The organism is Rhizobacter sp. (genome assembly GCF_031412495.1).
Taxonomy (GTDB): domain Bacteria; phylum Pseudomonadota; class Gammaproteobacteria; order Burkholderiales; family Burkholderiaceae_C; genus Schlegelella_A.
Window position 1 is genome coordinate 1 of sequence record NZ_JANODC010000113.1, and the last position, 10,316, is coordinate 10,316.

At 69.6% G+C, this 10,316-nt stretch carries 11 protein-coding genes and 1 tRNA gene; 9 read left to right on the plus strand and 3 right to left on the minus strand.

The genetic code is table 11. From position 1 onward, the window contains the following. A partial coding sequence (locus tag AC30N0_RS04085) for an aldo/keto reductase (protein WP_489516656.1) occupies positions 1–686 on the minus strand: 686 nt, incomplete at its 3' end. 216 nt (positions 687–902) lie between these two features. Here AC30N0_RS04085 and AC30N0_RS04090 point away from each other — a divergent pair. The 8 genes from AC30N0_RS04090 to AC30N0_RS04125 are packed head-to-tail and all read left to right on the plus strand — an operon-like array spanning position 903 to position 8,901. Beyond that, entirely contained in the window at positions 903–1,883 is a 981-nt protein-coding gene (locus AC30N0_RS04090) for an SMP-30/gluconolactonase/LRE family protein (protein WP_489516657.1), read from the plus strand. A 2-nt stretch (positions 1,884–1,885) separates the two neighbouring features. Further along, entirely contained in the window at positions 1,886–2,638 is a 753-nt protein-coding gene (locus AC30N0_RS04095) for a GntR family transcriptional regulator (protein ID WP_489516658.1), read from the plus strand. A gap of 16 nt (positions 2,639–2,654) precedes the next feature. Further along, positions 2,655–3,737, plus strand: coding sequence for an isocitrate/isopropylmalate dehydrogenase family protein (locus AC30N0_RS04100; RefSeq protein WP_489516659.1), 1,083 nt, complete (start codon positions 2,655–2,657; stop codon positions 3,735–3,737). Beyond that, a complete protein-coding gene (locus AC30N0_RS04105; protein WP_489516660.1) occupies positions 3,737–4,801 on the plus strand; it encodes a Gfo/Idh/MocA family protein in 1,065 nt (354 codons plus the stop codon). Before AC30N0_RS04100 ends, AC30N0_RS04105 begins: the two co-directional genes overlap by 1 nt. A 43-nt stretch (positions 4,802–4,844) precedes the next feature. Further along, entirely contained in the window at positions 4,845–5,849 is a 1,005-nt protein-coding gene (locus AC30N0_RS04110) for a TRAP transporter substrate-binding protein (RefSeq protein ID WP_489516661.1), read from the plus strand. Continuing rightward, entirely contained in the window at positions 5,846–6,442 is a 597-nt protein-coding gene (locus AC30N0_RS04115; RefSeq protein ID WP_489516662.1) for a TRAP transporter small permease, read from the plus strand. The genes AC30N0_RS04110 and AC30N0_RS04115 overlap by 4 nt, the downstream gene beginning before the upstream one ends. Then, complete coding sequence (locus tag AC30N0_RS04120) at positions 6,442–7,725, plus strand: TRAP transporter large permease (protein WP_489516663.1); 1,284 nt, start codon at positions 6,442–6,444, stop codon at positions 7,723–7,725. The genes AC30N0_RS04115 and AC30N0_RS04120 overlap by 1 nt, the downstream gene beginning before the upstream one ends. A gap of 54 nt (positions 7,726–7,779) precedes the next feature. Next, positions 7,780–8,901 carry a hypothetical protein gene (locus AC30N0_RS04125; protein WP_489516664.1) on the plus strand — a complete coding sequence of 374 codons (1,122 nt, stop codon included), beginning with the start codon at positions 7,780–7,782 and terminating at the stop codon, positions 8,899–8,901. 208 nt (positions 8,902–9,109) lie between these two features. On the opposite strand, the gene AC30N0_RS04130 is transcribed toward AC30N0_RS04125, so the two are convergent. Then, positions 9,110–9,186: transfer RNA gene (locus tag AC30N0_RS04130), tRNA-Val, on the minus strand. Between the two features lie 81 nt (positions 9,187–9,267). Between AC30N0_RS04130 and AC30N0_RS04135 the strand changes: the two genes are divergently transcribed. Continuing rightward, a complete protein-coding gene (locus AC30N0_RS04135; protein WP_489516665.1) occupies positions 9,268–9,744 on the plus strand; it encodes a CreA family protein in 477 nt (158 codons plus the stop codon). Positions 9,745–9,749: 5 nt separating this feature from the next. On the opposite strand, the gene AC30N0_RS04140 is transcribed toward AC30N0_RS04135, so the two are convergent. After that, on the minus strand, positions 9,750–10,316 hold a 567-nt coding region (locus AC30N0_RS04140), incomplete at its 5' end, for an ACT domain-containing protein (RefSeq protein ID WP_489516666.1).

A 10,316-nucleotide genomic window follows, 5' to 3' on the forward strand; every position in this document is an offset into this window, starting at 1 on the left:
GAGACGATGAACTTGAGCGCCACCTGGGCCCAGCTGTCGCAGTCGATCTCGGCCGCCCACGCCGGCAGGCGGTGCCGCTGCAGCTGGCGGATCAGGTCGCCCTGGCGAAACGGCCGGTTGGCGATGACGGCAATGCCGCGCTCCCTGGCCAGCGGCAGGATGCGCTGCTCGACATCGCGGTCGAGGACGTTGTAGCTGACCTGAACGAAATCGATCGGCTGGGTCGCCATGATCTGCTCGATCTCGCGGTGGCGCCGTCCTTCCGAGGTGGTGATGCCCACGTAGCGGAGCCGCCCCGCCGCCTTCATGGCCAGCAGCGTCGGCAGATGATCCTGCCAGGCGAGCAGGTTGTGCACCTGGAGCAGGTCGAAGCGCGCCACGTTCCAGAGCCGGCGCGATGCCTCGATCTGGGCCGGCCCGCGCGCTCCGGGCGAGACCCAGAGCTTGTCGGCGGCGATGACGCGCGCCGCCCCTCCGCTCTTCGCCAGCCCGTGTCCGACGACGGCCTGCGACGAGCCGTACATGGGCGACGAATCGATCATTCGCCCGCCGGCGGCGAAGAAGGCCTGCGTGACCTCGGCGCAGGCGTCGCGGGCGACAGCGTCGTCGCCGACGTTGAAGGTGATCCAGGTGCCGAGGCCGACGACCGGCAGCGCTTCGCCGCTGGACGGGATCGGCCGGGACAAGGGCGGGGCCGCGGGTGCGGCCTGAGCAGACGCGCACCGCGGCCATGCGCCGGCGCTGGCTGCGGCCGCAAGACCGCTTAGGAAGCTTCGGCGCGTGGGCGCACGGACCTTCGGCATCACGGACGGATCCATCGTTGCCGCCGACCTTAGCGAAAAGCGGAGCGCCACGGGATCGCGAGCTTGTTCCCGTGAATTCATTAACGTATAACTTGTCGAATGCCGCCGGTCGTCCAGCATCGCGTCGAACTCGACGCCCTCGCCTTCGTGGGCCGCGGGCTGGTTCGACCCGAGTGCGTCCTCGCCACCCGTCGCGGCGACCTCTACACGGCCGACTGGCGCGGCGGCGTCGCCCGCATCGCCGCCGACGGTGCGACCTCCATGTGCGCTGGACAGTTGCCTGGCGGCCGGGCGCTCCGTCCGAACGGGATCGCCCTCTGTGCCGACGGCGGCTTCCTGCTCGCCGACCTCGGCGAGCGGATCGGCGGCGTCTTCCAGCTCCAGCCCGACGGCGCGGTGCGGCCGTGGCTCGAGCGTGTCGACGGCGTCGAGCTGCCACCGACCAACTTCGTCTGCGAGGACGCCGCCGGACGCGTCTGGGTCACGGTGAGCACGCGCCGCGTGCCGCGCGCCGACGCGTACCGGGCCGACGTGGCCGACGGCTTCATCGTCCTCGTCGACTCGCGCGGCGCGCGCATCGTCGCCGAGGGGCTCGGCTACACCAACGAAGCCCTGCTCTCGCCCGACGGCCGGTGGCTCTACGTGAACGAAACCTTCGGCCGCCGCCTGAGCCGGTTCCGCGTCGGCGCCGATGGTTCGCTCGGACCGAAGGAGGTCGTCGCCGCCTTCGGCCACGGCTGCTACCCGGACGGCCTGGCCTTCGATGCCGAGGGGCAGGTCTGGATCACGAGCATCGTCAGCAACCGGGTCCTGCGCGTGGCGCCCGACGGCAGTGTCGCCACCGTGCTCGAGGACGCCGACGCCGCCCACGTCGACGCCTGCGAGGCGGCCTATCTCGGCGGAACGCTGGGCCGCGAGCATCTCGACCGCGCCGCCGGAAGGATGCTGAAGAACATCTCGAGCCTGGCCTTCGGCGGCGCCGACCTGCGCACCGCGTACCTGGGCTGCCTGCTCGGCGATTCGATCGCCTCGTTCCGCACGACCGTCGCCGGCCACCCGCCAGTGCACTGGGATCGCTGACGATGCCGGGCTCCGCAAGCCACAAGCCCGTGCCGCCCGGCCCGCGTGCCGAGCCGCCGAGGCGCACGCCACGCGGCGCTGCGGCTGCCGACGGTCCTCGCGGCAGCCGCGTCGAGGAAGCGTACGTCGCCGTCCGCCAGCGCATCCTGGACAACGTCTACGCGCCCGGCCACCAGGCGCTCGAAGGCGACCTCGCCGCCGAGCTCGGCATCAGCCGCACGCCGGTGCGCGAGGCGCTGATCCGCCTCGCCAACGAAGGCCTGGTCGAGGTGGTGCCGCGACACGGCATGCGCGTCCTGCCGGTCTCGCCGACCGACATGCGCGAGATCTACGTCGTGCTGACGGCGCTGGAGTCGTGCGCCGCGGAGACGCTGGCGCTGCGTCGTCCCGCCGACGCCGAGCTGCAGCCCCTGGTCGAGGCGACCCGGCTCATGACGCGGGCGCTGAAGGCCGACGACCTCGACGCCTGGGCCGCCGCCGACGAGCGCTTCCACCAGGGCCTCGTCGAGCTGACCGGCAACCGCACGCTGATCGACGCCGTGGCCCGCCTCGGCGACCGCGTCCACCGCGCGCGCATGTTCACCCTGCGCCTGCGCCCGAAGCCGGTCACCTCGACCCAGGAACACCTCGCCCTGCTCGAGCGGATCCGCGCCGGCGATGCGCGCGGCACGGTCGAGGTCAACCGCGCCCACCGCGAGCGCGCGTCGCGGGAGCTGCTCGCCATCTTCGAGCGCTATCGACTGAAGCAGATGTGAACGGAGCCCCCACGACATGACCGCCCAGACCTTCGACATCTGCGTGCTGCCCGGCGACGGCATCGGCGTCGACGTCATCGACGCGACCCTGCCGCTGCTCGACAAGCTGCAGCGCGGGGCGCCGTTCGCGTTCCGCTTCGCCACCCACCCGGCCGGCGCGCAGCACTACCAGGCCACCGGCGTGGCCCTGCCCGAGCCGACGCTGGCCGCCGCGCGCACTGCCGACGCGATCCTCTTCGGCGCCATGGGCTGGCCGGCGATCCGCTACCCGGACGGCACCGAGATCGCGCCGCAGCTCGACCTGCGGGTCGAGCTCGAGCTCTACGCCGGCGTCCGCCCGGCGCGCGCCCTTCCCGGCATCCCGCTGCCGCTCGCTGACCCGCGGGCGCGGACGATCGACCTGGTGGTGGTCCGCGAGTCGACCGAAGGCCTGTTCGCATCGCGCGGCAAGGGAACCATCGACAACGACGAGGAAGCGCGCGACACCATGGTCATCACGCGGCGCGGCTCCGAGCGGGTGCACGACTTCTCCTTCCGCCTCGCGCAGCGGCGCAAGAAGCGCGGCCGGCCCGGCATCGTGACCTGCGTCGACAAGGCCAACGTGTTCCGGTCGATGGCCTTCTTCCGCAAGATCTTCGACGAGCGGGCGCTGGCCTTCCCCGACATCGAGGCGCGCCACCATTACATCGACGCGACCGCGCTCGACCTGATCAGGAAGCCCTGGGACTTCGACGTCATCGTCACCGAGAACATGTTCGGCGACATCCTCTCGGACCAAACGGCGGCACTCGTCGGCGGCATGGGCATGGCGCCCTCGGGCGACATCGGCGACCGGCACGCCCTGTTCCAGCCCTGCCACGGCTCGGCGCCCGACATCGCCGGCCAGGGCAAGGCCAACCCGATCGCCACCATCCTGTCGGCGGCGCTGATGCTCGACTGGCTCGCCGACAGGAGCGGCATGGCGGCGCTGGCCGACGCGGCCGAGCGCATCGAGCGAGCCGTCGACACCGTCTTCGCCTCCGGGCGGATCGTTCCCTACGAGTTCGGCGGCCGCGACGGCACGCGCGCCATCGCCGACGCCGTGGCGTCGAACCTCTGATGGCCGGGCTGCGCATCGCCGGCGTCGGCGCCGGCTACTTCAGCCGGTTCCACCTCGAAGGCTGGCGCGACGTCGCCGAGGCCGAGGTCGTCGCCTGGTGCGACAGCGACCCGGCGCGCGCCGACACCGTCGCGAGCGCATTCGGCATCGCCCGCGTCTTCGCCGACGCCGAGTCGATGCTCGATGCCGTGCAGCCCGACCTGCTCGACATCGTCACGCCGCCGCCGTCGCACGCGGCGCTGGTGGCGGCGGCGCACGGACGCGGCATTCCGGTGATCTGCCAGAAGCCGCTGACGCCGTCCTGGGGCGAGTCGCAGGCGCTCTCCGACGCCGTCGACCGTAACGGCACGCTCTGCGTCGTGCACGAGAACTTCCGCTTCCAGCCGTGGTACCGCGAGGCGAAGCGCTTCATCGAAGCCGGCCGGCTCGGCACGCCGCATTCGATCGCCTTCCGGCTGCGGCCCGGGGACGGCCAGGGGCCGCGCGCCTACCTCGACCGTCAGCCTTACTTCCAGCAGATGCCGCGCCTGCTCGTCGTGGAGACCGCGATCCACTGGATCGACACCTTCCGATTTCTTCTCGGCGAGGTCGCGGCGATCACGGCCCGCATGCGCAGGATCAATCCGGTCATCGCCGGCGAGGACGCGGCCTACCTGCTGCTCGAGTTCGACTGCGGCGCGACCGGCCTGTTCGACGGCAATCGGCTCAACGACCACGTGGCCGGGGATCCGCGCCGGACGATGGGCGAGATGTGGCTCGAAGGAACGGCCGGGGTCCTCCGCCTCGACGGCGACGCACGCCTGTTCTGGAAGTCGCACCACCGCGCCGAGGTCGAGCACGCCTACGACCGCGGCCCGGCCACCTTCGGCGGCGGCTGCTGCGGCGCCCTGCAGCGCCACGTCGCGGCGCACCTGCTGCACGGCACGCCGGTCGAGAACAGGGTGCGCGACTACCTGGCCAACCTGCGCGTGCAGGAGGCCGCCTACGAGTCGCACGCGACGGGCCGGCGCATCGGCCTGCACGGCTACGACCCGCCGATGGCGGCGGCATCGATTCCACTCTGAACCCCGGCGGCCATGCACCGCCCGCCACACGAAGGAGACATTCATGCAACGTCGACATCTCGTCCGGACCGCCTTGACCCTTGCCGTAGCGAGCCTCTGCATCGGCCCGGCCGTGGCGCAGACCGTCCTCAAGTTCAGCCACAGCGACCAGCCCGGCGGATCCCGCCAGGCCGCGGCTCTGCTGTTCGCGCAGAAGGTCGAACAGAAGACGCAGGGCCGCTACAAAGTGCAGGTCTACCCCGCCAGCCAGCTGGCCAACGACCCGAAGAGCGTGGAGCAGCTGCAGCTCGGTGGCATCGACTTCGCCGTGACCGGCACCGGCACCTACGCCACCCACATCCCCGAGCTGAACCTCACCGCCTTGCCCTACCTGGTCGAGACGTACGAACAGGGGTGGAAGTTTTACGACGACTCCAAGTGGATGCAGACGCAGTTCGACAAGGGACCTGCCAAGGGCTTCCGCTTCCTGGCCACCTGGGAAGCGGGCTTTCGCGTCATGACCACCAAGGAGCCGCTGCGCAGCCCAGATGACGCCAAGGGCAAGAAGCTGCGCACCTTCCCCAACGAGATGATGCGCTGGACCCTGGAGGCGATGGGCTTCTCGGTACAGCTGCTGCCGATCCCCGAGGTCTACATGGCGATCCAGCAGGGGACGGTGAGCGGTCAGGAAAACCCGATCGACACCGTCTACGCCAACAAGTTCTACGAAGTCGCACCGTTCATCACGGTGACCAACCACGCCTACAACCCGATTCCACTGGCCATCTCAGAAAAGACCTGGGCCCGGCTCTCGCCCGTGGACCGGCAGGGCGTGACCACCGCCGCCCGCGAGACAGCCGACTGGGTTCGCAAGGAGATCGTCAATAACGAGTCGCGGCAGCTCAAGGACATGGAAGCCAAGGGTGCCAAGGTGGCGCGCCCGGACCTCACCGCCTTCCGCAAGAGCGTCGAGCCGGTCTACGTGAAGGCGAAGGAAAAGTACGGCCCCGACCTCGATGCCGCGCTGGCTGACGCCGAGGTCGTACGCAAGGCTCTTCCCGCGAAATGAGGGCCGCTCCTGAAAGCGGCGCCGAGGCCCGCTCCGGCGACCCGGCGGCCCCCGGCCCCGCCCGCGCAGCCTCGGTCCGGCGGCGGCTGTTCAAGGGGCCGCCGGCGCCGTGGCCGCTGGCCGTGCTCGGTGGCGCCATCGATTGGATCATCATCGCCATCGGCGGCGTGATGGTCGCACTGGTGTTCGCCAACGTGCTGTTCCGCTTCTTCGGCGGCGACATCGCGCTGACCACGGAGCTGTGCGAGTTCCTGATGGTGTGGGTGACTTTCCTCGGCGGCGCGGCGGCGACGCGGCGGGGACTGCACATGACGATCACCGAGTTTCTCGACAAGCTGGGGCCGTACCGCCGGCGCTGGGCCGACGCGTCCATCGGCGTCGCGAGCCTGGTCATCCTGCTGCTTCTGGTGTGGCACGGCATGGGCATCGTCAACTCCGGCTGGGGCAACGAGCTGACGGTGCTGCACATTCCGCAGGCGCTGCAGTACCTGGCGCTGCCGGTCGGTGCGACGGCGATGGCGGTGTTCGCGGCCTGGGACCTGGTGCTCATCGCCCGCGGGCAGACCCGAGAGCAACGCTACGGAGCCGCCTGATGTTCACGCTGGCGCTGTTCGGTGTGTTCTTTGTCGCCGCCCTGGGCGGCATTCCCCTGATGTTCGCGCTGTTGCTGACGACCGTCGGCCTGATCTGGGGTTATGGCCTGTCGCATCCGCTCGAGGCGATCTTCCTGTCCTTCATCGGCGGCGTGGAGCCCTTCATCCTGATCGCGGTGCCCCTGTTCATCTTCGCCGGCGAGCTGCTGTCGCAGGGCGGGGTCGGCAAGCGCATTGTCGCCTTCGCCCGAGCCCTCCTCGGGTTCCTGCCTGGCGGCATGGGCGTGGTCACCGTGACGTCGTGCCTGATGTTCGGCGGCGTGTCCGGTTCCGCGATCGCCGACACCGCGGCCGTCGGCTCGCTCACTATTCCGACGATGGTGCAGCGTGGATACTCGCGCGCCTTCGCCGCGGCCCTACTTTCGGTGGCCGGCACGCTCGCGCTGCTGATGCCGCTGTCGATTCCCTTTCTCGTCTACGCCTTCATCTCCGGCGTCTCGATGCGCCAGCTCTCGATGGCGGGCATCGTGCCGGCGGTCATGACGGCCGCCGCGCTGGTGGGCATCTGCATCTGGCACGGCGCCAAGACCGGCTGCGACAACGGCGACCAGCGCGCCTCGGGTCGCGAGATCTGGCGCGCCTTCGTCTCGGCGGGGCCGGCGCTCGTGATGCCGCTGATCATCGTCGGCGGCATCTGGTCGGGCCTGTTCACGCCAACCGAGTCGGCCGCCATGGCAGTGGTCTACGGGCTGGCCGTGTCGCTCCTGATCTACCGCGACATCACTTGGCGCGACCTGCCCGCGCTGGTGCTCAATGCCTTCCAGACCAGCGCGGTCGTGATGCTGGTGATCGGCGCGACCGGCAGCCTGGCCTGGCTGCTCACGGTCGAGCAGGTGGCGACGCAGCTGGCGGCCGCCGTGAGGATGTTCGCGACCGAGCAATGGGTCTTCCTGCTGCTGGTGAACATCGCCCTTTTCCTGCTCGGCATCTTCATCGAGCCGCTGCCGGCGCTGCTGTTGACGGGGCCCCTGTTCATCCCGCTGGCGCAGGCCTTCGGGGTCGACCTGGTGCATCTGGGCGTGGTGATGACCGCCAACCTGGCGATCGCGCTCTACACGCCACCCGTCGGCGGCACGCTGTTCGTTGCCGCCAGGCTGGCGAATGCGGGCATTGGCGCGATCTCCCGCGCCTTGATGCCGCTGATGGCGGCGAGCACCGCGGTGCTGCTGCTGGTGACCTACTTTCCGGCGCTCACGCGCTGGCTTCCCGCGCTGCTGAAGTGATGCGGCGCCACGCGCCCCCAGGGCGCCCCTCCCGTTAACCGAAAAGGACGGTACATGGCTGGCAAGACACGACTCGAAATCGACGGTGAAGACTTCAGGATCAATGGCAAACCGACCTACGCAGGCCGTCGCTGGAAGGGCCACCGGGTCGAAGGCCAGCTGATGAACATCCGCGCCGTCAACGCGATCTTCGACGACCTCAATCCGGATACGCACCAGCGCTGGGCCTATCCCGACACCGCGCGGTGGGACGCGGAACGCAACCTCTCCGAATTCCTGGCCATGTTGCCGGTGTACCGCGAACACGGGATCTTGGCCCTGACCGTCAACCTGCAGGGCGGCTCGCCCGAGGGTTACTGCGACATCCAGCCGTGGATCAACACCGCCTTCACCGCCTACGGGGAGCTGCGCCCGGCTTACCTAGACCGGCTGCGACGGGTTCTCGATCGTCTGGACGAGCTCGGGATGGTGGCAATCATCGGCCTCTACTACTTCGGTCAGGACGAGCGCCTGATCGACGAGGAAGCCCTGCGCAAGGGCGTGCGCAAGGCAATCGCCTGGATCACCGGCAACGGCTACACCAACGTGATCATCGAGATCAACAACGAATGTGGCATCGGCCGATACGAGAACGAGCTGAGCCTGGTCCGCGACAAGGGGCCGGAAGTCGACGAGCGGCTTGCGGGCTCGCGCTACGAGCACGCAATCTTGCGGCCGGGCCGGGTGCATGAACTGATTGAGCTGGCCAGGAAGTGCATGCCCGCAGGTCACCGCTTGCCGGTCGGCACCAGCTACCGCGGCGGCATGATCCCCAGCGAGGAAGTCGTTGCCGTATCGGACGTGGTGTTGCTGCACGGCAATGGCACGCCGACACCGGCCGACATCGGCAAGGCGGTGGCGCGGGTGAAGGCGCTGGCCCGGTACCGGCCGATGCCCATCGTCTTCAACGAGGACGACAACCACGACTTCGACAAGCCGGTCAACGACTTGATTTCGGCGGTGGAGCACCACGCGTCGTGGGGTCTATACGACCCCGGAGCCGGCGCCGGGGGGTACCACACACGCGGCAACTACGTCGACGGATTCCAGAACGTACCGATCAACTGGACGATCAATACCGCGCGCAAGCGCGGCTTTTTCAAGCTCGTGCTCGAAATTACCGGCGGCTTTGATTGAAACCCGCCCGCCCTGTCGCTGGCCTACGCCCTGCAGCGCGTATGAGCGCCTGGCCGCATGGCGGTGGCCACGCTGGGTCGGATGGGGCTGGTACGCGCGTTCGCTGAGGCCGAACCGCGGCAGAGCCGTTGTCGAACGCCGCCGCCACGTCCCGGAAAAGATGAAGCCCGAATCCCTGCGCCAGCAAGGAGTTCGGGCCATCGGGAGTTGGTAGGCGCGATTGGACTCGAACCAACGACCCCCACCATGTCAAGGTGGTGCTCTAACCAGCTGAGCTACGCGCCTGCGAAAGGGCGAACTATAGCAGCGAGCCGCGCTTGCAGTTAGGCTCGCCGGGTCGCCCGACGGGCGTGTCCACGGCCTCTCATGAACCGCTTTTCCCTTCTCGTCGGCGCGCTCGGCTGCGCCGCCTTCGCCAGCCTCCGCGCCGAGCCCATCGGCGAGGTCGACACGGTGTTCAAGCTGATCGGCCCGGACCACAAGATCGTGGTCGATGCGCACGACGATCCCAAGGTCAACGGCGTGACCTGCTACGTGTCCCGGGCCAAGACGGGCGGGATCATGGGCGCGGTCGGGCTCGCCGAGGACAAGTCGGATGCCTCGATCGCCTGCCGCCAGGTCGGGCCCATCTCGTTCACCGGCAAGCCGATCACGGCGCAGGAAGAGATGTTCAACGAGCGCACGTCGCTGGTCTTCAAGCGGCTGCGCGTCATCCGCATGGTCGACCTGAAGCGCAACACGCTGGTCTACCTCACCTATTCCGAGCGCGTCATCGAAGGCTCGCCGCAGAACAGCGTCACGGCCGTGCCGGTGGACCGCTCGACGCCGATCCCCGTGCGCTGAACCCGCTAGCGGCGCCGCGCCGAGCGAACGCCCGCCACCCGCAGCACCTGCGCAAGGGCCGCCGCCAGACGGGTCGCGTCGGCCACCTCGACCGTGAACGTCATGAAGGCGCTGCCCGCGCCGCCGTCGCGCACCGACTGTGTCTTGACGCCGGTGACGTTCATCTTCTCCCTGGCGAAGACCTCGGAGACGTCGCGCAGCAGGCCTTGCCGGTCGGCCGCCTCGACGTTGACGTCGACCGGGTAGAGCGTCGCCCGCGCCGGATCGACAGCACCCCAGGCGACCGGGATGACGCGCTCCGGCGCCCGGCCGGACAGCTCGCGCACGTTGCTGCACGAGGTGCGGTGCACGGCGACGCCTCGGCCGCGCGTCACGTAGCCGGCGATCGCATCCGGCGGCGCCGGCCGGCAGCACCGTGCCAGCGAGGTCAGCAGCGACTCGACGCCGACGACGAGGACACCGCCGCCGGAGCTGCCGCCCTGCCCCGGCGCACGCGAGCGCCTTAGGACGATCTCGTCGTCGTCGCCCTTGCGGTCCGGCGCCGGCCGCAGCAGGGCCTCGATGCTGTGCAG

What these genes read in the sequence shown, in the direction of transcription:
- AC30N0_RS04090 (WP_489516657.1), top strand. Translation starts at nt 903, where the DNA reads ATGCCGCCGGTCGTCCAGCATCGCGTCGAACTCGACGCCCTCGCCTTC.
- AC30N0_RS04095 (WP_489516658.1), top strand. Translation starts at nt 1,886, where the DNA reads ATGCCGGGCTCCGCAAGCCACAAGCCCGTGCCGCCCGGCCCGCGTGCC.
- AC30N0_RS04100 (WP_489516659.1), top strand. Translation starts at nt 2,655, where the DNA reads ATGACCGCCCAGACCTTCGACATCTGCGTGCTGCCCGGCGACGGCATC.
- AC30N0_RS04105 (WP_489516660.1), top strand. Translation starts at nt 3,737, where the DNA reads ATGGCCGGGCTGCGCATCGCCGGCGTCGGCGCCGGCTACTTCAGCCGG.
- AC30N0_RS04110 (WP_489516661.1), top strand. Translation starts at nt 4,845, where the DNA reads ATGCAACGTCGACATCTCGTCCGGACCGCCTTGACCCTTGCCGTAGCG.
- AC30N0_RS04115 (WP_489516662.1), top strand. Translation starts at nt 5,846, where the DNA reads ATGAGGGCCGCTCCTGAAAGCGGCGCCGAGGCCCGCTCCGGCGACCCG.
- AC30N0_RS04120 (WP_489516663.1), top strand. Translation starts at nt 6,442, where the DNA reads ATGTTCACGCTGGCGCTGTTCGGTGTGTTCTTTGTCGCCGCCCTGGGC.
- AC30N0_RS04125 (WP_489516664.1), top strand. Translation starts at nt 7,780, where the DNA reads ATGGCTGGCAAGACACGACTCGAAATCGACGGTGAAGACTTCAGGATC.
- AC30N0_RS04135 (WP_489516665.1), top strand. Translation starts at nt 9,268, where the DNA reads ATGAACCGCTTTTCCCTTCTCGTCGGCGCGCTCGGCTGCGCCGCCTTC.